The sequence below is a fragment of the Micromonospora sp. NPDC051924 genome (assembly GCF_055586005.1).
Genome location: NZ_JBVJJA010000012.1, coordinates 1 through 26,089 on the forward strand (window position 1 = coordinate 1; position 26,089 = coordinate 26,089).

Below are 26,089 nucleotides of genomic sequence, written 5' to 3' on the forward strand. Positions count from 1 at the left end.
CCACCCCCCCTCCCCCCCCCCCACCCCCCCCCTCCCCCCCCCCCACCCCCCCCCCCCCCCCCCCCCCCCCTCCCCCCCCCCCCCCCCCCCCCCCCCCCCGGGCCCCTGAATGTGATCAACCTGCGTCAGCCGTCGGACTCCGGCGACGGGAGGTACGCGCCCGGCACGTCCGCCGGCGCGAAGATCTTGTCCTCGCCGGGGTACGGCTTCGTCCAGTCGTGCGTCTCGTACCAGGTGAAGTGGTTCATCTGCGCGGGGTTCGCGAAGTCGGGCCGGGCGTCGGGCCCGGTCAGCCGCTGGTGTGACTTCCACTCGTCCCACTGCGCCGCAACCTGCTGCTTGTCCGCCGGCACCTTGCCGGACGGTGCGGCCGCGGCGTTCGGGTCCTGCGGCGCGGGGGTGTCCAGGCCGCAGGCGGGCGCGGACTTCAGCCCCGCGGTCAGCGAGGTCCGGTTGGGCAGCGCGGTGAACGGTGTGACGTCCGCGTTCTGGATGAACGCCCCCCGCATCGGGCTGGCCGCGCTGTCCTTCTGGTTCATCGGGTGGATCCCGAGGATCTGCTCGATGGTCCGGATCACCGTGATCTGCGTGTAGTAGTGGCTGTCGACGACGCCGTGCCGGGCCCAGGGGCTGATGATCTGGATCGGGGCGCGGTGGCCGTCAACGTGGTCGAGGCCGGCCTGGGAGTCGTCCTCGACCACGAAGATCGCCGAGTCCTTCCAGTACGGGCTGTGCGAGATCATGTCGACGATCCTGCCGACCGCGAGGTCGTTGTCCGCGACCTGGGCGGCCCCGTTCGGCGGACCACCGGTGTGGTCGCTGGAGAGCCAGAACATGTTCAGGTTCGCCGGCCCGTTCTTCGCGAAGTCACGCTTCCAGATCTCGTACCGGTAGATGTCCGGGACACCGGTGTCGAACTTCGGGAAGCCGGGCACCGACACGCTGTTGAGCGACGGGATCGGGGACGACGAGACCATGGCGTAGGCGGTGTCCTGCCCGGTCTCCGCCATGTTCCGGGTGTCGCAGTACAGGTTCTGCCAGCTCGCCCCGGCCGGCTTGGTCAGGAACTGGTGGAACTCGCCGAAGTTCCGCACGCTCTTCCCGGCCGCCTGCGCACCGGTCCAGAGGAAGCCGGTCCGCTGGTGGCCGAGAGCGTCGTCCTCGGTGTCGTAGCTGCGGATGTACTCACCGGCCGAGGACTCGGTGTACTCCGGATTGTCGGCCTGCATCAGCCAGTTGTGGCCCTCGGCCGAGTTCGTGCCGACGTCGTACGTGTTGTCGTACAGCCCGAACTGCTGGGCCATCGCGTGCTGGTTCGGCGTCACGTTCTCGCCGAACTGCGCCAGCGACGGGTCGCCGTTGCCCCGCGGAACGTCACCGAAGACCTGGTCGTAGGTCCGGTTCTCCTTGACGATCAGGAAGACGTGCTTGATCGTTGACGGATCGCCGAGCCGCAGCGGGACCGGCACCGGCTTCGCGTCGCCCTTGCCCTCGGTCAGCGTGACCGAGCCGCCGTGCCAGCCGTTCTGGCTGAAGACCTTGCCGGTCTCGGACCTGATGACGTCGTCGCCGGGCAGGGTGAACCGCTGCAGGCTCGACGTGGTGTCGTGGGTGCCGTGCCCGGTGCTGTTGGTGGGACGGCGGGCGTCGATACCACGGGTGTTGGAGACGAGCACGTCGTCGCCGACGGTGGTGATCTCCGCGGGGAAGTAGTCGGTCGGGAGCAGGCCAACGTAGCTGACCGGCTCCAGCGGGGTTGTGTACCGGTAGACGGCGACCGCGTTGGCGCGGCCGAGCGTCACCAGCAGGTGGCCGTCGTCGGTGAGCGTCACCGCGTCGGGCTCGTAGCCCACCGTCGCCTCCGGCCACGGCTGGGTAGCGATGGTCTGGACGACCTTGTCGCTCGCGGTGTCGATGACCGACACGTCGTTGGTGGCGGTGTTGGTGACGAACAGCGCCCCGTTCCTGGCATACAGGGCGGTCGGGTGCAGGCCGACGTCGATGCTCCCGACGGTCGCGGCCGGGTTCGCCAGGTCGATGACGCTGACCGTGCCGGTAGTGGTGGCGCCGGTCACCGGGTCGGCCGGCACCTGGGTGTTGTAGGAGTTGATCGTCGTATCGCCGGGCAACGCCCTCCGCCCGCCCTCGTTGCTGACGTAGAGCTTGCCGCCGACCATGGCCATGTCACGCGGGGCGTTGCCCACGGCCCAGCTCTGCTGGATGGTCCCGGTCGCCGCGTCGAGGGCGACCACCCGGTTCTGGCCGTTGACGGCCGAGTACACGGTGGACCCGTCCGGCGAGAACACCGCCTCGCCGACGAGCGCGCGCCTGGGTCCGTCCTGCGGGATCCGGATGAACGTCGGGTTGGCGAGGGTGCCGTCCGGATTCACGGTGAACTTGCGATAGCCGTCAGCCTGGCCCAGCCACAGCTGCGCACCGTCGGGCGAGTACGTGGGGCCTTCCTGGCCCACGTCGTTACCGCTGATGCGCAGATTCGCCGCCGCGTTGTTGCCGACGAGCTGCTGCACCTTCCAGTTCTTCAGGTCCACGATCGCGAGCGCCATCCCACCGTCGGCGACCGAGGCCGCGACGTGGGTGCCGTCCGGGCTGACCAAGGACGACATGATCTTGCCGTTGTTGACGACGAGGCGCTCCCCGATCGGGTCGAGGTACTGGTCGCCGGAGACGACCAGGCCCTGGTCGGTGACCTGGCCGACCTGGTCGGTGCCGAACTGGTGGGTCTGGGCGAAACCGATGCCGGTGCCGGTGGCGAGTACGACAGCGGTCGCGCCTGCCGTGACGAGGGGTATCCGGCGGCCGATGCGTCCACCGGGAAGGCCGGAACCGTCCTTCCCGACACGCCGACGGCGGCGTGTTACCTGCATTGAGCTATCCCTTCGTGGTGGGAAGCAGCTCGACATTGCCGTCGAACTGCCAGAGCGGGTTCGGCGCGTCCCCAACCGGGGTGCGCACCAGGAAGTAGCCGTTCACTTCCTTCGGCCCGTCGCCGTCGGCCACGAACCGCCCGTCTGCGGTGACGTCGAGCTGGTAGATGGCCGCCCCCGCGGCCTCGACGTCGGGGAGATGCCAGGAGACGACGCAACGCCAGTCGTTGCCCGGCCCCTGGGCGGCGACCTTGCCACCGCCCCGGTTGCAACTCGCCGTGGCCTGCAACTGCGCTTCGGTGACGTCGGGGCGCTTGAGCTGCCGGGTCTGCAGCCGGTAGAGGTGGGCGAATGCCGTGGCGACCGAGCGCTGCACCCGGTCCTGCTCGATTCCCGGCCCCGTGGCCGAGGTCGCCGCGGCGACGACCGCGACCGTCACGCCGACCACGCCCACGAGCGGCAGGACTCCGGCGGCGACGGCGCGTCGTCCCGAGCCGTCGTAGGTCGGGTTGGTGAAGTCGCGCCGCACGAAGAGCAGGTAGGCCAGCGCGGTCGCGGTCACCGCCCACACCAGGCTGACCACGATGCCGATCAGGAGTGGACCGAGCTGTGCGGGGCTGGTGAACAGGCCGTTCCAGGCGATGAAGGCGTAGCCGGGCAGGGCGAGGCGTACGGCGACGGGGAGCGGCAGCGTCTGGGCGAGCTGCATCGCGAGCGCGACGAGCGCGGGCAGCAGCAGTCCCATCGGGGACCGGCCCAGCGCGACGGACCCGAGTAGCCCGATCGCGGCCAGCGCCAGGGTCGGGGCGAGGACGCAGACCCAGGCGAGCAGGACCTTTCCGGCGGTGTCCGCCGGCATCAGCAGGTGGCCGTCGAGGCTGACCAGCGGCTGGTTGCCGACCGCCAGGAGCCCCCCGGCCGCGCTGGAACCGGCCAGCCCGGCCACCAGCAGCAGGATGACGGTGAGACTGGCCGACGCCTTCGCCGCGAAGATCCGTCGCGGCGACCGGACCGCCACGAGCAGGTGGCGCCAGGTGCCGAGCCGGTCCTCGGCGGCGAACACGTCGCCGGCGACGACCGAGGTCACCAGCGGGAGCCCCCACGTGCCCGCGAATCCGAGCAGCACCAGCGGCCCGGCCCACCCGGTGGCGTGCATCCAGCGACCGAAGAGGGTGTCGACGGGCAGCGAGCTCTGCTGGCTCACCGCGGCGACGAAGAGCGCCGGCGCGGTCCAGCAGGCCAGGACCAGCAGGCGGATCCGCCATTGCGAGAACAGCTTGACCAGCTCGAAGCGGTAGCCGCGCAACACCGGGACGCCGGGGGCACCAACGGCGTGGCCGTCGACGACGGTCGCGCTCATCGGCTGGCCTCCTGCTGCTCGGTGAGGGCGAGGAACGCGGCCTCGAGCGGTGACACGACGGGCGCGAGTTCGCGCAGCGCGACGCCCCCGTGCACGAGCCGCACCACCAGCTCGTCCAGGGCCGGCACCGGCGCGCGCAGGACGAGCACTTCGGGGTCGGGCCGCGCCCCGGCGCCGTCGACGACGCGGATGCCGGCCGTGTCGCCGGCCAACCGGCGGGCGGCCTGCGCGTCGGAGGTGACCAGCCGATAGGCGAGTTCATGGTTCTCGGCGGCCAGCTTGGTCAGCGGGCCGGAGAAGACGACCCGTCCCGTGGCGACGATGGTGACCTCGGAGCACAGTGCCTCGAGGTCGTCCATGCGGTGGCTCGAGACCACCACGCTGGTTCCGTCCTTCGCGAGCCGGGTGAGGACACCGTGCACGTGTTTCTTGCCGGCCGGGTCGAGACCGTTGGCTGGTTCGTCGAGCACGAGCAGACGGGGCTTGGCGAGCAGCGCGGCGGCGAGCCCGAGCCGCTGACGCATGCCCAGGGAGAAACCGCGGGCCCGGTCGTCCGCGACATCGGTGAGCCCGACCTGGTCGAGCACCTCGTCGATCGCCATTGTCCGCGCATCGCAGCCGCGGAGAGCGGCCAGCGCGGCGAGGTTCTGCCGGGCGGTCATGGAGGGGTAGAGGCCGGGCCCGTCCACGAAGCCGGCGACACCGTCGGGAGCGGTGAGCGCCCGACCGACCGGCGTACCCAGGATGTCGAGGCGGCCGCTGTCGGCCGCGGACAGGCCCAGCAGGAGGCCGAGCAATGTGGTCTTGCCGGCGCCGTTCGGCCCGACCAGGCCGTGGATCTGCCCCTGCGCCACATCCAGATCGATGCCGTCGAGGGCGACCACGTCGCCGAAACACTTGGTGATCCCGCGAGCCCGGATTGCGAGGAGTGCGGCCATGAGCTCCTTCTTTCGTCGCCTCAAGCAACTTAGGAAGGGCATCCGACGCGGGCAGGGACCGCCGGCTGAACGTTTGTGGAACGAAAGACGACCGGGCACTCCAGGGCACACTGTGTCCCGCTTCCGCGTGACCGACCCGTCCGGCGAGGGACGGGCCGCGCATGAGGCCAGGTACCCCTCAGGGCTTTCCCGTTGTCTTGGCGGAGTCGGAGCTCGTGAGGATGACGAGTTGCCGGGTCGCCCGGGTCATCGCGACATAGCGGTCGACCGCTCCTTCGATGCCTTCCCCGAACGCCTCCGGATCGACGAGGACGACCAGGTCGAACTCCAGCCCCTTCGCCAGCTCCGGGGTCAGCGACCCGACCCGGGAGGTCGCCCGGAACGTGGGGTCGCCGATGACGCAGGCGGTCCCGTCGGCGTGCGCGGCGAGCCAGGCGTCGAGGATCGGGCCCAGATCCGAAGCAGATCCGTGTACGACGGGGACGTCGCCGCTGCGGATGGAGGTCGGCACGTTGGCGTCCGGCAGCACGGTCCGGATGACCGGCTCGGCTTCCGCCATGACCTCCTTCGGCGTCCGGTAGTTGATGGACAGGGAGGCCAGGCTGATCCGGTCGAGCCCGATCCGCTCGAGCCGGTCCTGCCACGACTCCGTGAACCCGTGCCGCGCCTGGGCCCGGTCCCCGACGATGGTGAAGCTTCGGGACGGGCAGCGGAGCAGCAACATCTGCCACTCCGCGTCGGTCAGCTCCTGGGCCTCGTCCACGACGATGTGCGCGAACGGGCCGGCGAGTGGGTCCCGATCAGCGCCAGGCAGTCCGGTCTCGTCGACCAGGGCATCCCGCAGGTCCTGCTGGTGCAGCATCGTCATCAGGCCTTCGCCGTCGTCGTATGCGGCGGATGCGATCAGGTCGTCGACGACCCTGGCCATGTGCTCGCGCTGGCCGGCGACGGCGGCGTCGCGCCGATGCCGGCGTCGTGACACCTCTCGGTCGCCGAGCCGCTGCCGTGCCGCGTCCAGCAGCGGCAGGTCGGACAACGTCCAGGCCTGGGCATCGCGGCGCTGAAGCGCCCGAACCTCGTCTGGGCTGAGCCAGGGAGCGCATTTGCGCAGGTAGGCGGGGACCGACCAGAGGTCTCCGACGAGGTCGGCCGCGTCGAGCAGCGGCCAGGCACGGTTGACGGCCGTGAGCAGTTCCCGGTTCCGCAGCAGCGACCGGCGGACCAGGTCATCCGGCTCATCACCGTCGTACTTGTCGAGCAGGATCGTGAGCAACTCCTCCCAGATCTCGTCACGCGCCTCGTTGTGCGGGGTGCCGGGCCCCCGCGCCTCGAACGCCTCGGCCCAGCCGTCGGCGCTCAGCCGGATGTCGGAGTCGTCGGTCGTGACCGTCATCCCCTTGGCCGGCGGCTCCTCGTAGAACCTGACGGCCGCCTCGATCGCCTTCACCAGGTCCGCGGACGACTTCAGGCGGGCCACGTCCGGGTCGGTCTCGAAGGTTGCCGCGACACCCTCGGGGACGAGGTCCCGCAGGGTGCAGATCTGCACGTCCTCCTCGCCGAGGCTGGGGAGGACGTCGGCGACGTAGGCGAGGTAGGGCTGGTGCGGGCCGACGAACAGCACGCCGCCCCGGCGGTGACCGAGACGAGGGTCGGCGTAGCGGAGGTAGGCGGTGCGGTGCAGCGCAACGACGGTCTTCCCGGTGCCCGGACCGCCGTCGACGACGAGGGCGCCGCTCGATCCCGCGCGGATGATCGCGTCCTGGTCGGCCTGGATGGTGGCCAGCACGTCTCGCATCCGGTTCGACCGGGCGCCGCCCAGGCTGGCGATGAAGGCGGACTGGTCGTCGAGCGCGGCGTGCCCTTCGAGCCCGTCCGCGGTGAACACCTCGTCCCAGTAGTCGCTGATCCGGCCGCGGGTCCAGCGATACCTGCGGCGGCTCACCAGACCCATCGGGTTGGCGTGGGTCGCTCCGAAGAACGGCTCAGCCGCGGGGGAACGCCAGTCGAGCAGCAGCCGACGGCCCGCGCTGTCCGTGAGGCCACGTCGTCCGATGTACACGGGCTCAGGGCTGTCCGCGCCGACCATGCGTCCGATGCACAGGTCCAGACCGAAGCGACGCAGGGCACGCAGTCGAGCGGTCAGCCGGTGGATCTCCTGGTCCCGGTCCATCGCCCGGCGGCCGATGCCGCCGGGCGCCTTGCGCTCGGCGTCGAGGCGGTCGGACAGGTGGGCGATCGACTGCTCGAGGGTCTCCGCGATGGCCGCGAAGTGCTCCTCGTCGCCGGCGATCAACCTCGGGTCGGCCTTGGGAGAGAGGTGGTCGGGAAGATCAAACGCGCTGGTGTTCAACGGGTTCACGTCATCAGCTCCGATCTGGCCGCTCGCCACCGGTGCGCGCGGCAGGGCGTCTGAACCGGCCCGACGAGCCTGAGGGCCGCGACGGGCGACGCCGCGCCCGACGCGGACCTCGTGGCCGTCGTCGGCTCAGGTGTGTGGGGTTCGTCGGTTCTCGGGTACCGGGTTCCGGCTCGACGAGCCGGCGTGCCTCACGCGGAGACCGGTGACCTGTCCCGGCTGATCGCATCGAGCAGCAGCTTCGCGGCCACCATCGCCCCGTCGGTACGGATCGTGCCGGCAACGACGGTCGCCCGGGCGCGGGCCTCGGGGGTGAGGGCCGTCTTGAGCGCGGCCGACAGGGACTCGAACGTCGGAGTCTTGCCGTCGTGTGCCGCGCCGATGCCGAGGTCGGCCACCCGGCCGGCCCAGTACGGCTGATCCGCCGCCTGCGGAACCACCACCTGAGGCGCGCCGGCCCGGGCGGCCGCCGTCGTGGTGCCCGCGCCGCCGTGGTGCACGACGGCGGCCACCCGGCCGAACAGTGCCTGGTGATTGACCTCGCCGACGGCGAAGCAGTCGTCCCGGTCGTCGGTGAGGGCCAGGTCGGCCCACCCGCGGGCGACGATCGCGCGGCGGCCCTGCGCGCGGACCGCCTCGATGGCCACCCGGGCCGCGTCCGTCGACGCGTGCAGGGGCATGCTGCCGAAGCCCACGTACACAGGAGGTGTGCCGGCGTCCAGGAACGCCACCAGGTCGGCCGGGAGTGGGCGCACGTCGGGCAGGATCCATGCGCCCGTCTGGACGACGTCGAGGTCCGGCGTCTCCTGCCACGGGTCCAGGGTCGGGTCCGTCGCCAGCCACGGCCGGTCGCCGACGACGTAGTCGCGGACGTTGTCCACCGGTGGCAGGCCGATCGACGCCCGGTGGGTGTTGAGCGCCGCACCGAACAGCGTGTTGATGCTCTGGGCGTCCAGATCCCACAGCACCCGGTTGTCGGTCACCTCCGGCGAGAACGGCCGGCCCGCATACGCCAGCGGCGGGCGGTGCGGCGACGGCAGGGTGACCTGCTGGAAGGTCACGGACACGGAGTGGATGCCCAGCTTCTCGGCCACCGACCGCGCGGCGGCCGCGGCCGGCAGTACGCCGGTCGCGACCAGCGCGTCACATCCCTCGGCCGCCGCGGTGACCGCGTCGAACTGGCTGGCGATCAACTCGGCCGCGCGCCGCGGCAGGCCCGCCGGCGACGGCTTCGCCATCGTCAACGCGCGCGCCGACTGACCGACCGGCACCACCGGTACGCCTACACCAGCCAGTCGCTGCGCGAAGTCCTCATCCGGTGGCCCGCACACCTGCACCCCCACGCCGAGTTCCCCCAACCGCATCGCGAGTCCTACCAGCGGTTCGACGTCCCCCCGTGACCCATACGTCGACAACACCACACGCACTTCGCAAGTTCCCCATTTCCGCAGGTTCTGGCCTCGGCCAGCGATTCTGCGGCACGACCCGGGTCTTGCCGCAAGCCCCCCGGTGCGCTATATGTTGAGAGTGGCGGGGAGCAGGTGCTCCCCTTTTTCTATGCGATCTCCTCGCCAGCGGCTTCAGGAAGGCGGCTCGAACGTCGTCGAGAGCGCCGGCGTTCTCATGGAGTCCGTCGCAGTCACATCTGTGGGTGGCGCACCGCGTCCCGTTCGCCGCCGTCCGGCTGCCTCTGCCGGTCGCCGTCGACGTTCGGGAGCACGGCTGCCGGCCGGTGCGAGAAGCCGGTTTCTGTCGCTGGTGGACGCACGTCGATGCGGACTCCGGCCGGGCTGGCGGACGCTCCGCTACCGCTGTTCAACTCCGGCGGGGCTCATCACAGGGATAGCCGAACGGAACTGTTGCCGATAGGGTCCCCAACGGCACCGCCCCGTTCGTTCGGAGGGTTCGTCATGAGGATCGGCCATCGATGGCTGGCACGAACAGTGGCCACCGTGCTGCTTCTTCTCGGCGGGGTCGGCATGCCGGCCGTTTCCGCCCGGGCGGCGCAGACGGGTCCGGACCTCACGGTAGACCTGACCGGCGGGACGATTCCGCTGGGCGTCACGAACAAGACCCTCTACCTGAAGATCAGCAACCGGGGCGACCGGACCCCGACCGAGGTGGTCGTCTGGGTCGATCCGTCCGAGCTGGACGGGCCCGCGCAGCGGGTCACGCTCTGGCCGACCGGCGGCGTCGGTGAGTGTGACGGCGACACCTGGCGGTGGTACTGCCGGCTGCTGCCGGACCGGCTTCCGGGGCCGGGCGAGACGGTGGAGCTTCCCGTCGACGCCACCGTCCAGACCAAGGAGCCTCTGGCCGGCAGGATCCAGGTGAAGGTCGATGCCGACCCGGCCGACACCAATCCGGCCGACAACACCAAGTGGTTCCCGATCGAGGTGGTGGACCATCCCGAGGCCGACCTCTCGGTGATCGCGCCGGACGTGAAGCAGTCGGTGCGGATCAGCGGCGACGGCAGCATCGAGCCCTCCGGAACGTTGAATCCGGGCGAGACGGGCGCGGTGCGTTACACCATCACGAACCAGGGACTGAAGCCGGTCAGTGGCGTCAAGGTCCAGCTGAGCCTGCCCCAGGGTGTCACCTTCACCGAGCCGCCGGGTGAATGCGTCCTTGGTGACGCTGGGCGTTCGGCCGTCTGCACCTACGACAAGCTCGCCCTCATTCCTGCCGACCAGGACACCGACCCGGACGACAAGCTGCACTCTGCCGTCGAGCTGTACAACCTGGCGACGGTATCGGCCGGCGTGAAGGCGCCGGTGGCATTGAGAAATGGGACGGTGCAGGTCGAGGGCTTGGCCGAACAGCGGTCGAACGGTTCCGACCCGGCGTGGACCGAACTGCCCGCGAACGCCGTCGCCGTACGCGCCGCCGACGTCGACGACAGCGACAACCAGGACGGGTTCGCCGTCGTGGTGGCCGCGAACAGCAGCGGCGGAGGCGATGACGGCGGGAGCGCCGGGGGCGGCGCCGGTGGTGGTGGTTTGCCGATCACCGGGCCACGAGCCGGGCTGACCGCCGGAATCGGCCTCGCCATGCTGGCGGGTGGGGGCATGCTGTTGTTCGTTGCCCGACGGCGCAGGGCCATCCCGGCGACCCCTCGACGGTGAGATCAGGCGGCCTGGCCTGTCCTCCGCACCGGGTCAGAGCCGTGGCGCGCGGGCCCGGCCGACCAGGTGGAACACCCGGCTGAGCTGCCGGTAGGGGTCCCGCAGGCTCGCTTCGAGTTCGACGGCGGCCACGGCCGTCACGTCCGTGCTGTCCGGCGGCAGGTCCAGCCAGTCCGAGAACAACCAGACCCCGTACCAGCCCTCGGGGTCCACCCCACCCTGCCGTAGCAGGACGGACAGGCCCTCCACGGTGTCGCCACGGGTGTCAACGCCGAGCACCCCCACCTCGCCGGCGGCATCGAACGCGGCCAGGGCATCGGCCCAACGGCGGTCGAGAGCCGGGCGGACAGCCAGCGTACGGGCGTTGAGCGCCATGACCGAGACGACGCCATCGGGTGCCGCGCACCGGCACAGCTCGGCGACCAGCGGCTCCGGTCGCTCCAGGTACATCAGCACGCCGTGGCAGAGCACCGCCGCGAACTGCCGTCCACCCGTCGCCGCCCGAGCCTGCTCACCGGGCGCCTCGACCAACCGGACGCGCCGCCGGACCTCGTCCGGCTCCGCGTCCAGCCGCTGCTCGGCCTTGGCAAGCATGGCCGGCGACGCGTCCAGGACGGTGACGTCGTAGCCGAGCCGGGCCAGCGGCAACGACTGGTGGGCCGCACCCCCACCGACGTCGAGGACACTCGCCGGCGGCTCAGGCAGGTGCCGCAACAGCTGAGCATGCAGGACGTACGTCCGCACCTGCCCCTTGACCGGAGCGTACGCACCTTCCACGAACGGGTCCGCCAGCGCAGCCCAAGCGTCCGCTGATGCGGGGCCGTACCCTTCTGGTCGCGCCCTGGAGTTCGTCGACTCCGCGGCGTCTCTGTGCGGCATGGTTCACTCCTTCGCGGCGTCGGTCACCGCGTCGATCAGCGCGCGCAGCGCCGGCTGCGCCACCGAGATTTCCCGGACCGCGGCGTAGATTTTCCTGATCGGCTCCGGGTGGCGGACCCGGCGGGTGGTGACGGCGGGATGGCGGGTGCCCAGCCCCAGCCGGGGGATGAGGCTGACGCCGAGGCCGGCTGCAACGAATCCCTGAGCCGTGGCGTAATCCTCCGACCTCGCCACGAAATCCGGGCTGAAGCCCGCCGCGGCGCAGGCGTCGGTTATCGGCTCCAGGCAGGGGCCGGGCGGTTCGCTGCCGACCCAGGGTTCGCCGGCGAGGTCGGCCAGGTCGATCACCGGTTGCGCGGCGAGCGGGTGTCCGCTCGGCAACACGGCCTGATACGCGTCGTCGAGCAGGTGCACCAGGCGGATGCCCTGGGGGCTGTCGTCGCTCGGTCGGCGGACCACGATGGCGAGATCGGCGTTGCCCCGCTCCACGTCCGGCAGCGGATCATCCGGATCGCTCAGCTTGGGGTCGACGGTGACGTCCGGGTGCGCGCGCCGGAATCGGGCGAGGGCCGGCGCCAGCAGGGCCGGACCGACCGAGGCGAAATAGCGGATGGTCAGCCGGCCCGTACGCCCCGCGCGGAGGTCGGCCAGCGCGGTCTCGGCCTCGGCGAGATGCTGGCTGATAATGGCCGCGTGGCTGGTGAGCAGTCGGCCCGCCGCCGTGGGCCGCACGCCGCGGCCGACGCGTTCGAGCAGCGCCATCCCGGCCTCCTTCTCCAGCGCCGCGATCTGCTGGCTGATGGCGGAGGGGGTGTATCCGAGGTGCGCGGCCGCCGCCGTCACCGATCCGCTGGTGGCCACCGCCCGTAGCACCTGCATGCGCCGCACGTCGAGCATGAAGCAGAGCTTAACGGAAGCGTAGAAACCTTTTCTTGTCCTTCCTGTTTGAGAGTGGCACCTTCGATGCGGACCGACCGAGGAGATCAGGGGTGAAGGTGTCATGGGCAGGACGTGGGCGCGGGCGCGGATAGGTGTGCTCGCCCTGCTGTGGGGATCGACCTTCCTCTGGATCGAACTGGCCCTGGACGCACTGACTCCGGTCCAGGTCACCCTCAGCCGGTGCGTACTCGGATCGCTCACCCTGCTGGTCGGATGCCTCGCCTCGGGTCGACGGCTGCCGCGGAGCCGGGCGACGTGGGGTCGCATCCTCGTGGCCGCGCTGTTCTGCAACGCCCTGCCGTTCGCCCTGTTCAGCATCGGCCAGCAGACCATCGACTCGGGGGTCGCCGGCGTACTGAACGCGACGACCCCGCTGTGGTCCCTGCTGATCGGGGTGGTCATCGGCTCCGAGCGCGGACTCCGCCCGGCCCGGCTGGGCGGACTCGTGATCGGCTTCGCCGGGGTCGTGCTGATCTTCGCGCCATGGCAGACGGCCGGGCCGATCGGCTGGGGCGCCCTCGCCGTCGTCGCCGCCGCGGCCAGCTATGCCGTCGGCTTCGCGTACATGGGTCGCAACCTGGTCGGCAAGGGCATCCCCACCATCTCGCTGTCCGCGGCGCAGCTCATCGCAGCGACCGGCCTGACCACGGTCACGCTGCCGGCCGGCGGTCTGACGCCGATCGAGATCGGCCCGAAGGCCCTGATGGCCGTCGTGATCCTCGGCGTCCTCGCCACCGGGACCACCTTCCACCTCACCTACCGCAACATCGCCGCCGAGGGCGCCACCAACACGGCGACCATCGGCTATCTGTTGCCGGTGGTCTCGGTGGCGTTGGGGGTCATCGTCCTCGACGAGGACTTCGGCCTGCGAAGCGCGATCGGGATGGGGGTCGTGCTCGTCGGCGTCGGTCTGACCCGAATGGAAGGCCGGCCTCCGGCACCGGCGGAAGCCCGTGTGGAGGATCTGATCGGTGACCTCCCGCGACAGGAACAGGACGTACGACAGTGACCGCACCGGGGTGACGACGCCCGGCGGGATGGCGGTGGACGAGGCGTTCGACGGCATGCCCGCCGTGCTCGGTGTTGGACGGTCAGCCTGCGTAGCGTGGTTCTGACATCCGGTGGCGGAACTCGGCGTGCGCGGACTGGATGACGCCGTTGAGGCGCTCGATCTCATCTTCGGTCGGCTGGCGGCGCAGCTCGACCTTGATCTGGAAGTCGCCGTCCTCGATCGTCACGTCCAGGTCGGCCAGGAGGTCGCCGGGCAGTTTGCTGGTGACGAACTGGCGGAAGGCATCCTCGATCGTCGCCTGCAGATCGCCGCACCCGCAGGTGCGGCCGTCCATGGCTGCGCCGAGGTGGCTGCGCCCCACCATCGCGTCCGGATGTACGGGATCCAGCACGGACAGGCCTTCCTCCAGGACCGATCGCGCGTCCGCCAGCCGTCCCTCATGTTGCAGGAAGAGACCGAGGGCGACCTGTGCCCGGCCAAGTGCCTCGTGGTCGGCGCTCCGGCGGGCCTGTGCCACTGCCTCACCCAGCCGCTGTTCCGCCGGGCCCACCTGGCCGGCTTCCTTCAAGGCGAGGCCCCAATTGCGCAGCACCTGGCTCTTCACTTCCGGGCGACCGATGCGCTCCGCCCGCGAATACGCCGACGCGTACGTGCGCAACGCTTCCTCATCGTCGCCTGCGGCGCTCTGTGCCATCGCCAAGCCGAGAGCCGCCATGAGAGCTTCCTCCGCCCTGCCCTGGCGGTCATAGGAGGCGAGGACTCGTTGGATCGCATCGATCCGCGCGGCCTGGTCGCCGCCATCGGATCCGGCGTTCGCCAGCGTGGAGAGCACGTTGAGCGTCGCCTGGTGATCCACGCCGAGTCGCGCCTCCAGGGCGGCGACCAGGTCGGTGAGAACGGCCTTGTAGGTCGTCGTGTCGCTGCGGCCGAGCCGGTTGATGACGGACAGCGCCACCTGCTCGACGACCTCATCCGGCAGTTGGTCCATGCCGGAAAAGAGCGCCACCCCGGGGTCGTCGGCGTTCACAATCTCCGCCCGCAACGCCAAGGCGGTGGCGACCCGCTCATGCCCGGTGCGCCAGAAGATGTCCACCGTCTGCTCGATGACCTGCCGGGCCTGCCGGAGGTTTCCACGCTGCAGCAACACGTCCGCCAGCGGTTCGAGGCCGAACGCGTACCCGGCGTGCTCGCGGCCGTAGAAGGCGAGACGATCCTGGGCGCCCTGGCGGAGTTCAGCCTCGGCCTCGTCGAGTCGTCCGGCCATCCGCAGTGCCATGCCCAGATTGAGCCGGTAGGTCAGGTGATCCCTGCGCGTCTGCGCATCTTCCTGCCTCGATGCGGAGGTCGCGTTGCGGTAGCACTCGATCGCACGGTCCAGCTGGTCGCAGTTCAGCAGAACGTTCCCCAGGTCGCATTGAGCTGACGCCCAGGCCGGACCGCCGCGGCCGTGCTTCGCCGTCACCGCGCGCAGCTCTCGCACCATGACCTCTTCGGCTTCGACCAACCGGCCCTCCTGCAACAGCGCGTGGGCCACATCGATCGGGGAGGAGAAGGACGTCACGGCCCGGGAGTCTAACGACACGGAGGCGCCGCCGTGGGGGCGAAGTGGTGGCGGTCGGCGGCCGGTCCCCGAGCCGGACGCGGCGGTATGGGGGTGGTCGCTCCGCGAGACGCCGGTGTCAACGGCGACCGCGCCCTCCTGAAGGAGGTTCTGGAGACGGCCGGCACATGAGTTCCTGAATCTGCCCGGACGAACGTCTCGGCGACTGGGCTTGGCCGACAGCGCACGGCAGACTAATGGCATGACGCGAGGCATCGCCCTGGTCCGACGCCCCAGCGGCCGGCTGGCCGAAGGGCTGGTCACCCACATCCAGCGCGGCGACGTGGACATCGAGCAGGCCCGGCGCCAGCACGAGGCGTACCGGGCCACGCTGGCCGACGCCGGCTGGCAGGTCCGCGAGGTCGCCCCCGCCGAGCACTGCCCCGACTCGGTGTTCGTCGAGGACACGGTCGTGGTCTGCGAGGGCCTGGCGGTGATCACCCGGCCCGGCGCGCCACAGCGCCGTCCGGAGATCCCCGGCACGGAGAAGGCGGTACACGAGGCCGGGCTGGAGGTCGTGCGCATCGAGGCCCCCGGGACGCTGGACGGCGGCGACGTGCTGCAGGTCGGCAGCACCGTGTACGTGGGTCGAGGCGGCCGCACCAACGCCGAGGGCGTGGCCCAGCTGCGGGCCCACCTGGCAACCCGCGGGCGCACAGTGATCCCGGTCCCGCTGCGCGACGTGCTGCATCTCAAGTCGGCCGTGACCGCGCTGCCCGACGGCACCCTCCTCGCGTTGCCCGAACTGCTCGACACGAGCGCGCTCGGGCAGCCGGTGCGCAGGGTCGACGAGGAGGCCGGCTGCCACGTCGTACCGCTCGGTGACGACCTCGTGCTGCTGGCCGCGTCGGCGCCGCGCACCGCGGCGCTCGTGGCGGACCTCGGCCTCACGCCGGTCGTCGTCGACATCAGCGAGTACGAGAAGCTCGAAGGCTGCGTCACCTGCCTGAGCGTGCTGATTCCTCGGGCCTGAACCCAGCCGGTCGACGGATGTCGACCTCAGGTGGCCGCCACGCCCGTCGCCCTCGTACCGGTCGATGACCGGCGCCCGATCTCGATCGACTCGAAGGGCCGTCGCACCTCCGGGAGGGAATATTCGGTCGCCCTCACCGGATGTTCGCGGCTAGCGTGATCGCCATGTTCGGCACCGTCGGCTCTGTGCGGCCCGCAGGTTTCCACCTGCCGGCCGCCGTCGACGTGTGCGCGTGGCTGGCAGACACCCGAGGCTGACCCTCCTCCCGCTGCGGCAGAACCACGGAGGAGGGTGGCCCGGTGTTCCGGCGCTGCCCCTGTAGGCGCGCCGTGACGCGCGGTTCTGGCGCGGTTTTCCGCGGGGTGGCACCCGCCCGCGTTCGTCGTCCGCCAGCTCACTTCCACTGTGGAGTGTCATCATGGCCAAGAGCCAGTTCGTGCGCACGAAGCCGCACCTCAACATCGGCACGATGGGTCACGTCGACCACGGCAAGACGACCCTGACGGCCGCGATCACCAAGGTCCTCGCCGACCGCGACCCCGCCGTCAACCGGTTCGTGTCCTTCGACGGCATCGACCGGGCACCGGAGGAGGTGGCGCGGGGCATCACCATCAACATCGCCCATGTCGAGTACGAGACCGCGACCCGGCACTACGCCCACGTGGACATGCCCGGCCACGCCGACTTCGTAAAGAACATGATCACGGGGGCGGCGCAGGTCGACGGCGCGATCCTGGTCGTCTCCGCGCTCGACGGGGCGATGCCGCAGACCCGCGAGCACGTGCTGCTCGCTCGGCGGGTCGGCGTGCCCTACCTGGTGGTGGCGATGAACAAGGCCGACGCGGTCGAGGACCGGGAGCTGCTCGACCTGGTCGAGCTCGAGGTCCGGGACCTGGTGTCCGAGTACGGCTTCCCCGGCGACGAGGTGCCCGTGGTACGCGTGTCGGCGCTGCGGGCCCTTCAGGGCGACCCGCGCTGGGTCTCGTCCGTCGCGGAGCTGCTCGACGCCGTCGACCGCTACGTCCCGGTGCCACCCCGTGAACTCGGCGAGCCGTTCCTGATGCCGATCGAGAACGTCATGACGATCTCCGGACGGGGAACCGTGGTGACCGGCGCGATCGAGCGGGGCACCCTGCGGGTCGGCGACCCGGTGGAGGTGGTCGGCCTCGGTCCGACGCTGTCGACCGTGGCGACGGGGCTGGAGACCTTCGGCAAGTCGCTGCCGACCGCCGAGGCCGGGGACAACGCGGCCGTACTGCTGCGCGGCGTCAAGCGCGACCAGGTACAGCGGGGTCAGGTGGTGGCGCTGCCGGGCAGCGTCACGCCGCACCGGCGGTTCCGGGCCCGGCTCTACGCGCTGACCACGGCCGAAGGAGGGCGCCACACGCCGTTCTTCGCCCACTACCGGCCGCAGTTCTACTTCCGCACCACGGACGTGGTCGGGTCGGTGGACCTCGGTGACGTGACGATGGTCCTGCCGGGCGACACCGTCGACCTGTCGGTGGATCTGGGCAAGCCGATCGCGATGGATGTCGGCCTCGGCTTCGCCGTCCGCGAGGGCGGCCGCACCGTGGCCGCCGGCACGGTCACCGAACTGCTCGACTGAGTACGCGGAAGGGTCCCTTGCCACCCCAGCAAGGGGCCCTTCCTGCAAGCACCGAGACCGACGTCCGCTCAGCGAGACCGGTGTGCTGAGACACGGCGCGCGGTCGGCAGCATGGCCGGGGTCACTCGTGAATGCGTACGCTGCTGAGCCGGCTGACCATCGCCGGGTCGCGGTGGTCGAAGAACAGCGAGTTGCCGGTGTCCAGGCTCGCGATGCGGGCCATCTCATCCTCGCTCAGCTCGAAGTCGAAGACCTCGATGTTCTCGGCCATCCGCTCGGGACGGACTGACTTCGGGATGACCACGACCCCACGCTGAATCAGCCAGCGCAGCACGACCTGAGCGACGGACTTGCCATGCGCGGCGCCGACCGCGGTCAGCAGCGGGTCGGAGAACAGGTTGTTGCGGCCCTCGGCGAACGGCCCCCACGACTCGATCTGGACGCCATGCTGGCGCATGAGTTCCTGGTCGGCGTTGCGCTGGAAGAAGGGGTGGGTCTCGATCTGGTTGACGGTCGGGGTGATCTCGTTGTGCTCAATGAGGTCGACCAGCCGGTCCGGATAGAAGTTGGACACCCCGATCGCTCTGACGCGGCCCTCGCGGTGAAGGCGTTGCATGGCGCGCCACGACCCGTACACGTCGCCCATCGGCTGGTGGATCAGGTACAGGTCGAGGTAGTCCAGGCCCAGGCGTTCGAGCGAGGCGTCGAAGGCGAGCCGGGTGCTTTCCTCACCGGTGTCCTGGACCCACAGCTTGGTGGTGACGAACAGTTCTTCACGCGCGATGCCGCTGCTGCTGATGGCACGACCGACCGCCTCCTCGTTCCCGTAGGCGGCAGCGGTGTCGAGGTGACGGTAGCCGGCGGCCAGAGCTTCGCTCACGGCCTTCTCGGTCTGGTCAGGCGGGATCTGGTAGACGCCGAAGCCGAGGACCGGCATCTGGACGCCGTTGTTCAGGGTGATCTGAGGTACGTCGGTGGGCATGGGAAGACCTCTCGTTGTTGGCTACCTCGTGGCTCGGCGCGTCCGTGTCCGTGCCTCGGCGTCGACGCAGCTGGCGGGCAACGCCGTCGCCACCGGCATCGGCGCCGCCGTGGGACGCGCTGCGGCGATCAGCGGCGGCGTGCTGAGGGTTGCAGTGACGGGCTGACCCAGCCGTTGTCGGCCGGGTTGAGGGTGACGCCAGGTGGGACGATCTCGTCGATGCGGTCCAGCACGTCGTCGGTGAGGACGACATCGGCGGCGGCGAGCTGCGACTCGAGGTGGTCCATGGTGCGGGGGCCGATGATCGCCGCGGTGACCGCGGGGTGGCGCAGGACGAAGGCGATGGCCATCTCGATCAGGCTGATGCCGGCCTCGTCGGCCAGCGCCGCAAGCTGGTCGGCGGCGTGGAGCTTGCGCTGGTTCTCCGGCAGCGACATGTCGAAGCGGTTGGCGAGCCGTTGGCGCGCCACGGACGTCGGGCCGGTCTGGTCGTTGCCCTTGCGGTAGCGGCCGGACAGCCAACCGCCGGCGAGGGGGCTGTAGGAGAGGACGCCCATGCCGTACCGCTGGCAGACGGGGAGCACCTCGTTCTCGATGTGCCGGGTGAGGATCGAATACGTCGGCTGCTCGGTGACGAACCGTTCCCGGCCGCGGTCACGGGCGATCCACTGCGCGTCGACGATCGCCGAGGCCGGGAAGGTGGAGTGGCCGATGTAGCGGACCTTACCGGCGTGGACCAGGTCGGTGAGCGCGCCGAGGGTCTCGTCGAGGTCGACGGCGGGGTCGTAGCGGTGCATCTGGTAAAGGTCGATGTGGTCGGTGCCCAGTCGCCGCAGCGAGTTCTCGACCTCCTGCATGATCCAGCGACGGGAGCCGCCGCGGTGGTTGGGGTCGTCGTCGAACGGCATGAAGAACTTCGTCGCGAGCACGACGTCGTCGCGGCGACCGTGGAGGGCCTTGCCGACGATGACCTCGGACTCGCCTTGGGAGTACACGTCGGCGGTGTCGACGAAGTTGATGCCGGCGTCGAGGGCCCGATGGATGATCTTGATGCTCTCGTCGTGGTCCTTGGTGCCCCACTCGCCGAACATCATGCTGCCGAGGCAGAGTTTGCTGACCGAGACGCCGGTGCGCCCCAGGGGCCGGTGCTCCATGTGGATCTGCTCCATCTCTCGCTGAGCGGTTGATCGGCTCGGGCTGGGATGACCTCGTCGAGGAACCGGCCGGCGGTCAGCGTCGTCCGTACTCGTCGTCGGTCACCAGGTCGCCCCACTCGGTCTCCGGTCCGCCGTCGACCGGGGCCTCCCACATGGCGAGGTGGGTCATGAAGTGGTCGGGTGCGGCGCCGTGCCAGTGCCATTCGCCGGGCGGGGTCCAGACGGTGTCCCCCGGGCCGAGCTCGACGACTTCGCCGCCGCGCGACTGCACGAGCCCGCGTCCCTCGGTGACGTGCAGGGTCTGGCCGACGGCGTGACGGTGCCACGCGTTACGGGCGCCGGGGGCGAAGCGGACCACGTTGACCCGCATCCGCGACGGCGCGTCGCCCTTCATGATCACGTCGTACCAGGCGTCACCGGTGAAGGTCTCGGCCGGCGCCTTGACCGTCGGCTGCTTGTTCAGGATTTCCATACTGTCGTATCCGTTCCTTGAGTCGCTGTGAAGCCCACTTCCCTCGCGACGACCGTTCATTCGGCCGGGCGGACCAGCGGACGCTCCTGCGGCCGTGCGGTCCAGCTGGCGAGCAGGCCGAGTGCCTGCTGGTCGGCCGAGTCGGGCTCGGGGGTGTAGACGTTGATGCGCAGCCCCGGGTCGCCGGCGAGTTCCAGTGCCTCGTACGGCAGGTTCAACTCGCCAACCAGGGGATGCCGGAGCCGCTTGAGGCCGGTGCGGTGGAACTTCACGTCGTGCCGGGCCCAGCGGACCGCGAACTCCTTGCTGCCGGTGGACAGCTCGCCGACCAGGTCGATCAGGACCCGATCCTGCGGTGAGCGACCGGTCTCCGAGCGCAGGAAGGCCACCGCATCGTTGGCGCTTTTGTCCCAGTCGATCCAGAATTCGATGGCTTTCGGGTCGAGGAACATGAATCGGGCCGAGTTGACCGGCCCGCGGGTGGCGAACAGCGGCGAGTCGAACACGGGTGCGTAGAGCGCGCGGCCGAGCTGGTTGGCCGCCAGGAGGTCGAAGCGGCCGTTGCGGACGTACGCCGGGACACCGGCCATGGCGTCGAGCACGCGCAGGACGCTCGGCCGGACCGTCGTGGCGCTCTTCGGGCGGCGGCGCTGCGGCCCGAACGCGCGAGCGAGGTCGTAGAGGTGGGCGCGTTCGGCCTCGTCCAGCCGCAGCGCGCCCGCGAGCGCCTCGAGCACCGACTCGGAGGCACCGGAGAGGTTGCCGCGCTCCAGCCGCACGTAGTAGTCCACGGACAGGCCGCTGAGCAGGGCGACCTCCTCGCGGCGCAGCCCCGGGACCCGCCGGTTCCCGCCGTAGACCGGCAGGCCGGCGGCCTCCGGGGTGAGCCGGTTGCGACGGCTCACCAGGAAGTCGCGGACCTGGGTGCGGATGTCGGTCGGACCAGCCATGACCTCGACGGTACGTGCGCTCCGGCGGGGCTGGGAGGTACTGCCGTTACCTGGACCAACAGGCACTCCCCGGGACCCGGTGCAGGCGGTTTCTGTTGCAGGGGCAAGCGCACGAACGCCGTGAACGTCACGGCCTGTTGGAAGGAACCCATGCGAGCAACGCTGATCTACGGCGCCGGCGACATCCGGGTCGAGGACGTTCCGGACCCCGTCCTGAAGCGGCCGACCGACGCCCTGGTGCGGGTCGCCATCGCGTGCATCTGCGGCAGCGACCTGCACCCCTACCACTCCATGTCCCCGGCGGACGGGCCGGCGCGGATCGGCCACGAGTTCATCGGGGTCGTCGAGGACACCGGTTCCGAGGTCACCACGGTGCGCAAGGGCGACCTGGTCGTCGCCCCGTTCGCCTACTCCGACGGAACCTGCGAGTACTGCCGGGAAGGCCTGCAGACCTCCTGCCTGCACGGCGGATTCTGGGCCAGAGGTGACGTGGACGGCGGCCAGGGCGAGGCCGTCCGCGTACCCCTGGCCGACGGCACCCTGGTCAAGCTGCCCGTCGGTGCGGACTCCGCACTCATCCCCTCGCTGCTGACCCTCTCGGACGTGTTCGGCACCGGCTACCACGCCGCGATCAGGGGCGGCGTCAACGCACGCACCACCGTCACCGTGATCGGTGACGGCGCCGTCGGCCTGCTCGCGGTACTGTCCGCCCGGCGCCTCGGCGCGGAGCAGATCATCCTGATGGGCCGCCACAAGGCGCGTACCGACCTGGGCCGGGAGTTCGGCGCGACCGACGTCGTCGCCGAGCGCGGCGAGGAAGGCATGGTGAAGGTCCGCGACCTGACCGGCGGCCGGGGCACCCACGTGGTGCTCGAAGCGGTCGGGCACATGCCCGCGTACGAGCAGGCCGTCGGCGTCGTGCGGCCCGGTGGCGTGATCAGCCGGGTCGGCGTCCCGCAGTACGAGCAGGCTCCCGTCGGCTTCGCCAGCCTGTTCGGCGGCAACATCACCCTCACCGGTGGCCCCGCCCCGGCCCGCGCCTACATCACCGAACTGCTGCCCGACGTCCTCGACGGAAAGATCGAGCCGGGGAAGGTGTTCGACCGGACCGTCGACCTCGACGGGGTGCCGGAGGGGTACCGCGCCATGGACAGCCGCGAGGCGCTCAAGGTCCTCGTCAAGCCCTGACCCTCACCCGGGCGGCGGCCGGCACCAACGCCTCGCGCCGAGGTGCGGGCCGCCGTCCATCGGGCGGGAGGTACCGGCAGTACCCGGAAGAACAGCAACTCCCGCGCCGGTTCGCACCGCGGTTGCCTGGATGGTGCCGGCTCCGCCGGCACCGAGCATCCGCCCCGAGGAGAGTCGTGAGCACACCCCGAGCCGCCAGCACGCCGGCCGCCTCAGCGCCGGCGCACCCGACCGCCATGCTGGCCATCATCTGCGTCAGCTACTTCATGGTGATCCTCGACAACTCGATCATCTTCACCGGGCTGCCGAGCATCCAGACCGCCTTCGGCTTCTCCCCGACCGGCCTGACCTGGGTACAGGACGCCTACACGCTGGTCTTCGGCGGGCTGCTGCTGCTCGGCGCGCGCGCCGGCGACCTGATGGGCCGGCGACGGATGTTCGCGTTCAGCCTGGTGCTCTTCCCCCTGGCCTCGCTGCTGGTGGGCGCCGCACCGACCGGCTGGTGGCTGGTCGGCGCCCGCGCCCTGCAGGGCATCGGCGCCGCGATCCTCGCGCCGTCCTCCCTCGCGCTGCTGACCGCCAGCTTCCCGGCCGGCGACCCGCGCAACCGGGCCGTGGCCGCGTACAGTGCCGTGGCCGGCATCGGCGCGAGTCTGGGTCTGGTGGTCGGTGGCGTGCTGGCCGACTGGGTCTCGTGGCGCGCCGGCTTCTACCTCAACGTGCCCATCGGCATCGCCATGCTGGGCGCCGCACGCCGCTACATCGCCGAGACCGAGCCCCTCCCCGGCCGGTTCGACCTCGTCGGCGCCGTCGGCGCCACACTCGGCGTCGGAGCCCTGGTCTTCGGCATCATCGAGGCCGCCGAAACCGGCTGGACCGCGCCCACGACCATCACCGCGTTCCTGCTCGGAGTCCTGCTGCTGGCCACGCTGGTGGTCAACGAGGCCCGAGCCGCGCAGCCGATCATGCCGCTGCGGCTGTTCACCGACCGGCGCCGCAACGGCGCCTACCTGGTCCGGATGCTCTACCTGGGCGCGATGATCGGGTTCTTCTTCTTCACCACCCAGCTGCTGCAGGACGGGTGGGCCTTCACCCCCTTCCAGGCCGGCCTGGCCTTCCTGCCGATGTCCGCCGTCAACTTCGCCGTCGCCCTGCTGGTCACCCGGGTGATCGCCCGCTTCGGGTCCACTCCGGTCCTCACCACGGGTGTGGCCCTCACCCTGGCCGGCCTGGCCTGGCTCAGCCGGGTCGGCGTGGAGGGCAGCTACCTCACCGACGTCGCCCTGCCCATGGTTCTCATCGGCACCGGCCAGGGCCTGGCGTTCGCCCCGATGACCAGCGCCGGTCTCGCCCGCGCCGAGAGCCGCGACGCCGGTGCCGCCTCCGGCGTGGTCAACACCGCCCACCAGCTCGGCAGCACGCTCGGCCTCGGCATCCTCACCGCCGTCGGCGCGGCCGCCGTACCGTCGGGAGGGCCCGCCACGGACGCGCTGGTCCGCCGGGTCGGCACCGCCCTGACCGGCGGCAGCGTCATGCTCGCCGTCGCCCTGATCCTGGTCGGTGTCCTGATCGCCCGCCCGGCGCGCCCGACCCCGCCGGGCCCCGCAGCCGACCCCGAGGACCAGGTGTCCGCAGCGCCGGACGTCGCCACGGCTCGCACCGCGTCGTCTCCCCGTTGAGAGCCCGTCGACCAGCGGGCGCCCGAGCGCGATGCTCGGCCTATCGATACGGGCAGGAGTCGCCCCGCCGGGCGGCGTCGGGCAGCGGCTCGCCGCGCCACACCGGATTCAACCGCAGCAGCAGCGGCGGCGGCAGCCACTCGGCACCCACCCGGTTCAGCACCGAGTAGTCGGCGCGCCGGACGGATGCCGGGGCCGCCCCGGCGAGAAACTCCGCCAGGACCTGTTCGATCGGCGGCCGGTTCACCAGTAGGCCGTGCAGCGCTTCGACGTCGACGGCCCCGATCCGGCGCCGCATCTCCGGCGGGATCGCCACGGCGTCGGCCGTGGGCAGGAAGGCGACCATGCGGATTCCCTCGACCGGGCAGAGCACACGGCTGCGAAACAGCGGCGCGTTGTCCAGCAGGGACCGGAGGAAGGGCTCGTCCGGGGTGCCCAGGGCGGTTTCCCGGCCGACGACGGCGAACAGGACGCGCAGCTGCCAGCCGGTGGCGACCCCCCAGCCGGTTTGCCGCCCCGGGGGTGGGTAGTAGATCCGGCCCGCCCGGACGATCGGGCTGGTCAGGGCGACCGCGTCGACCCAGGGTTGGCGTAGGCGCTCCAGGTAGTAGCGGACGATCAGCGTCCCCTCGCTCTCGGCCAGCAGCGCGATCGGCCGGCCGACGCGCGCGTGCAGCTCGGCGAGCTGCGCCGCGAGCAGCTCGGCGCTGTTCACCAGCGACTGGTGGGTGTCCCCCGGTGTGTACGGGCGCGGCCGGCCGGCCGGATCAACCCCGCGGTAGGAGAAGCGCACCAGGCCCGTCGACGGCGCTGTCGACGCCCCCGGGTAGCGGGAGTTGTATCCGGCGACGAACACCACCGGCCGATGCGCGGCGTCCAGCATCGGCAGTTGCAGCGCCGGCGGTGGTGCATGGTCGGTCCGTCGCTCGGCTCCGGCGAGGCGACTGCCGCCGAGCGGGAGCAGCGCCACCAGCGCGACGGCGACGACGGGGGCGACCGGAAGCCGGCGCCACGAGCCGCCGGTGAGGCGCGGTGGGGTGTCCCGCACCGCGGCCACCACGACCCACCGCCACAACAGGCCGTTCGTCACCCCGCCGAGGATCGCGACCGGCAGGACGGACCAGGCCCGGGCGGTGACGAAGAGCATCCCCCACGCTGTGCCGGCCAGCACCGCGAGCAGCGCGACTCCCGTGACGAGCGGCCGGGGTGGGCCGCGCCACCAGTCGGGGGTCATCCCGCCGGCGCTGAAGAACGGCGCCAGCACCAGGACCGGCGCGACGGCGAGGAAAACCAGCCAGGACAGGGACGCCTCGGCGGCCACCACGCTCATCACCGCCCAGGGCAGCAGCGCGAGGGCCACGATCACGGCGAAGCGGAGATGCCGGGCGATCAGCTGACGGGGTGCCGGGCGGGGCACCCCGGTCGGCCAGGCCAGCGCCGTCAGCGCCGCGCTGAACAGCCCCCGGAACAGCACGACGGCCACCAGTTCGACGGTGAAGCCCGCCCAGGAGCGGTGGTAGACCAGGACCCAGCGCAGGTCGTGGTACGTGGCGATGGGCCAGAGGCTGCTCGCCTGGATGGCCAGCAGCGGCGGGGGCCGGAACCCGACGCCGTACAGCAGTCCCGCCTCCACCGCCGGCGGCAGCGCGGCGACGAGGAGCAGGCCCCAGCGTCGTCGCCGCGTCGCTCCCGCTGTCACCCGTCTCCCCCCATGCACCAGGCGCATCCGGCTCGCATCCGGGGCGCTGCGGCATGGGGACGCCCGACGGGCGCATACCCGGCTGGCGGGGCACGGCGGCGGTTCCGCGGACGTCCTCATCATGTCCGACCCGGTCCCACCCGCGGAGGGAAATCCGGCGGTCCGCCGGACCGGGCGCTCGTCGACGTACCGCATGCCCACTGGCGACGGTCAGGTCGTCGGCACCGCGGACACTGCTGATGGTGGGCCACGAGACCGAGCGAGGGACCTGCCCGCACCCGCGCGGCCG

The 26,089-nt window shown here is 71.1% G+C and carries 19 protein-coding genes; 6 read left to right on the forward strand and 13 right to left on the reverse strand.

The window, feature by feature from the left end; genetic code table 11:
- Positions 1-125: 125 nt before the first annotated feature.
- From ACZ6S5_RS11935 to ACZ6S5_RS11955, 5 genes are all read right to left on the reverse strand, one after another.
- Positions 126-2,885: an alkaline phosphatase family protein gene (locus ACZ6S5_RS11935; RefSeq protein ID WP_465999990.1), complete on the reverse strand. Its 2,760-nt coding sequence runs from the start codon at positions 2,883-2,885 to the stop codon at positions 126-128.
- A gap of 4 nt (positions 2,886-2,889) precedes the next feature.
- A complete protein-coding gene (locus ACZ6S5_RS11940) occupies positions 2,890-4,245 on the reverse strand; it encodes an ABC transporter permease (RefSeq protein WP_465999991.1) in 1,356 nt (451 codons plus the stop codon).
- The gene (locus ACZ6S5_RS11945) at positions 4,242-5,183 is read right to left on the reverse strand and encodes an ABC transporter ATP-binding protein (RefSeq protein WP_465999992.1); all 942 of its coding nucleotides are present in this window, start codon (positions 5,181-5,183) and stop codon (positions 4,242-4,244) included. The genes ACZ6S5_RS11940 and ACZ6S5_RS11945 overlap by 4 nt, the downstream gene beginning before the upstream one ends.
- Positions 5,184-5,361: 178 nt before the next feature.
- Positions 5,362-7,533: an RNA polymerase recycling motor ATPase HelR gene (gene helR / locus ACZ6S5_RS11950; protein WP_466000133.1), complete on the reverse strand. Its 2,172-nt coding sequence runs from the start codon at positions 7,531-7,533 to the stop codon at positions 5,362-5,364.
- A 197-nt stretch (positions 7,534-7,730) separates the two neighbouring features.
- Positions 7,731-8,966, reverse strand: a complete 1,236-nt coding sequence (locus ACZ6S5_RS11955; RefSeq protein ID WP_465999993.1) for a glycosyltransferase — start codon at positions 8,964-8,966, stop codon at positions 7,731-7,733.
- A gap of 345 nt (positions 8,967-9,311) precedes the next feature.
- Here ACZ6S5_RS11955 and ACZ6S5_RS11960 point away from each other — a divergent pair, with 345 nt between their 5' ends.
- Complete coding sequence (locus ACZ6S5_RS11960) at positions 9,312-10,664, forward strand: COG1361 family protein (RefSeq protein ID WP_465999994.1); 1,353 nt, start codon at positions 9,312-9,314, stop codon at positions 10,662-10,664.
- Positions 10,665-10,697: 33 nt separating this feature from the next.
- On the opposite strand, the gene ACZ6S5_RS11965 is transcribed toward ACZ6S5_RS11960, so the two are convergent.
- Positions 10,698-11,441: a class I SAM-dependent methyltransferase gene (locus ACZ6S5_RS11965; protein ID WP_465999995.1), complete on the reverse strand. Its 744-nt coding sequence runs from the start codon at positions 11,439-11,441 to the stop codon at positions 10,698-10,700.
- A gap of 105 nt (positions 11,442-11,546) precedes the next feature.
- Entirely contained in the window at positions 11,547-12,440 is an 894-nt protein-coding gene (locus tag ACZ6S5_RS11970) for a LysR family transcriptional regulator (protein ID WP_465999996.1), read from the reverse strand.
- Positions 12,441-12,543: 103 nt separating this feature from the next.
- Here ACZ6S5_RS11970 and ACZ6S5_RS11975 point away from each other — a divergent pair, with 103 nt between their 5' ends.
- Positions 12,544-13,491 carry a DMT family transporter gene (locus tag ACZ6S5_RS11975; RefSeq protein WP_465999997.1) on the forward strand — a complete coding sequence of 316 codons (948 nt, stop codon included), beginning with the start codon at positions 12,544-12,546 and terminating at the stop codon, positions 13,489-13,491.
- Between the two features lie 82 nt (positions 13,492-13,573).
- Here ACZ6S5_RS11975 and ACZ6S5_RS11980 read toward each other — a convergent pair whose 3' ends face one another.
- A complete protein-coding gene (locus tag ACZ6S5_RS11980) occupies positions 13,574-15,055 on the reverse strand; it encodes a tetratricopeptide repeat protein (protein WP_465999998.1) in 1,482 nt (493 codons plus the stop codon).
- Between the two features lie 241 nt (positions 15,056-15,296).
- Between ACZ6S5_RS11980 and ddaH the strand changes: the two genes are divergently transcribed.
- Both ddaH and tuf read left to right on the forward strand, forming a co-directional pair.
- Positions 15,297-16,067 (forward strand): dimethylargininase, encoded by a 771-nt coding sequence (ddaH, locus tag ACZ6S5_RS11985; protein ID WP_465999999.1) that lies wholly within the window; start codon positions 15,297-15,299, stop codon positions 16,065-16,067.
- Between the two features lie 418 nt (positions 16,068-16,485).
- Positions 16,486-17,673 carry an elongation factor Tu gene (gene tuf, locus ACZ6S5_RS11990; RefSeq protein ID WP_466000000.1) on the forward strand — a complete coding sequence of 396 codons (1,188 nt, stop codon included), beginning with the start codon at positions 16,486-16,488 and terminating at the stop codon, positions 17,671-17,673.
- Between the two features lie 121 nt (positions 17,674-17,794).
- Here the strand turns inward: tuf and ACZ6S5_RS11995 are convergent, their stop codons facing one another.
- The 4 genes from ACZ6S5_RS11995 to ACZ6S5_RS12010 all read right to left on the reverse strand — a co-directional run bounded on the left by ACZ6S5_RS11995 (position 17,795) and on the right by ACZ6S5_RS12010 (position 21,234).
- Positions 17,795-18,655, reverse strand: a complete 861-nt coding sequence (locus ACZ6S5_RS11995) for an aldo/keto reductase (RefSeq protein ID WP_466000001.1) — start codon at positions 18,653-18,655, stop codon at positions 17,795-17,797.
- A 128-nt stretch (positions 18,656-18,783) separates the two neighbouring features.
- Positions 18,784-19,809, reverse strand: a complete 1,026-nt coding sequence (locus ACZ6S5_RS12000; protein WP_466000002.1) for an aldo/keto reductase — start codon at positions 19,807-19,809, stop codon at positions 18,784-18,786.
- A 76-nt stretch (positions 19,810-19,885) separates the two neighbouring features.
- A complete protein-coding gene (locus ACZ6S5_RS12005; RefSeq protein WP_466000003.1) occupies positions 19,886-20,284 on the reverse strand; it encodes a (R)-mandelonitrile lyase in 399 nt (132 codons plus the stop codon).
- 56 nt (positions 20,285-20,340) lie between these two features.
- Positions 20,341-21,234, reverse strand: a complete 894-nt coding sequence (locus ACZ6S5_RS12010) for a helix-turn-helix transcriptional regulator (RefSeq protein ID WP_466000004.1) — start codon at positions 21,232-21,234, stop codon at positions 20,341-20,343.
- Positions 21,235-21,384: 150 nt separating this feature from the next.
- Here ACZ6S5_RS12010 and ACZ6S5_RS12015 point away from each other — a divergent pair, with 150 nt between their 5' ends.
- Complete coding sequence (locus tag ACZ6S5_RS12015) at positions 21,385-22,422, forward strand: zinc-dependent alcohol dehydrogenase family protein (RefSeq protein ID WP_466000005.1); 1,038 nt, start codon at positions 21,385-21,387, stop codon at positions 22,420-22,422.
- A gap of 176 nt (positions 22,423-22,598) precedes the next feature.
- Positions 22,599-24,101 carry an MFS transporter gene (locus ACZ6S5_RS12020; protein ID WP_466000006.1) on the forward strand — a complete coding sequence of 501 codons (1,503 nt, stop codon included), beginning with the start codon at positions 22,599-22,601 and terminating at the stop codon, positions 24,099-24,101.
- Positions 24,102-24,141: 40 nt separating this feature from the next.
- Here ACZ6S5_RS12020 and ACZ6S5_RS12025 read toward each other — a convergent pair whose 3' ends face one another.
- A complete protein-coding gene (locus tag ACZ6S5_RS12025) occupies positions 24,142-25,800 on the reverse strand; it encodes a lipase family protein (protein WP_466000007.1) in 1,659 nt (552 codons plus the stop codon).
- Between the last annotated feature and the right edge of the window lie 289 nt (positions 25,801-26,089).